1 protein-coding gene is annotated in these 771 nt (G+C 47.6%); it reads right to left on the bottom strand.

Translation table 11 applies throughout. The features are described 5' to 3' along the window. A partial coding sequence (locus VU18_RS16885) for a spore gernimation protein GerC (RefSeq protein WP_047758640.1) occupies nt 1-771 on the bottom strand: 771 nt, incomplete at both ends.

The following is a 771-nucleotide window of genomic DNA, read 5'->3' as shown; positions in this document are numbered from 1 at the left end:
AAACGCAGGACCATCTTTGGTCGAAAGAACCGACCATTTCGCTTTCGGATGACGAACGACAAGAGAGGCAACCGTTTGCCGTCCTTCTTTCACGTAAATGGGCGTTCGGATCACATCCCGTTCTGTCCAACGAACCCCTAACAGCTTCTCACGGTCCGTGCATTGTTGTAGTTCGTAATCATGCAAAAAGCACACACCGCTAAGGGACAGCATTTTCTTTTTTTTCGTATCTTCTGTCCAACTAGCAGGGTCAAGGGTAATATACGGAATTCGAAGCGTTGCGCTATGTTCATCACTGATCGCAATCAGACGGTTAAACCGAAGCGGGCGAATGAAGGAGCTTTGCCTGAAAAGTTCTTCCGGATTCGTTAGCATGGACAGATACGAAGAAGCATGCAATAATGGAGTAGCTTTAAAGACATCAGTCAATGAAGCGTCAGTCGCATAAACCCAAATGGTGTGCCGGATCTCATGATACCTCGTTAATAAATCGATGACTCCTCGCACCACTTCCTTTTTAAGCGCCCGTTTCGTAAACACAATACTCTTGACGTGTCCCCACGAGACCATTTGCTGAATGGACGTGTAAAGTTCATGGGCGGCTATTTCGGGTGTTTCTCCTGCTGACCGGCCAATGGCCACGGCTGCGACCTGCCTTCCTCCGCCATACTCTGCTTTTGCCAATCCGCTGAAGTTGATGAGCTGTACGTACAAGACGAATTGGCGATGATCATAATCAATTCCGATCGAGTGAATATAGACGATTTGATC

The organism is Geobacillus sp. ZGt-1, from assembly GCF_001026865.1.
Taxonomy (GTDB): Bacteria; Bacillota; Bacilli; order Bacillales; family Anoxybacillaceae; genus Geobacillus; species Geobacillus thermoleovorans.
This window is presented reverse-complemented; position numbering and strand designations above follow the sequence as displayed.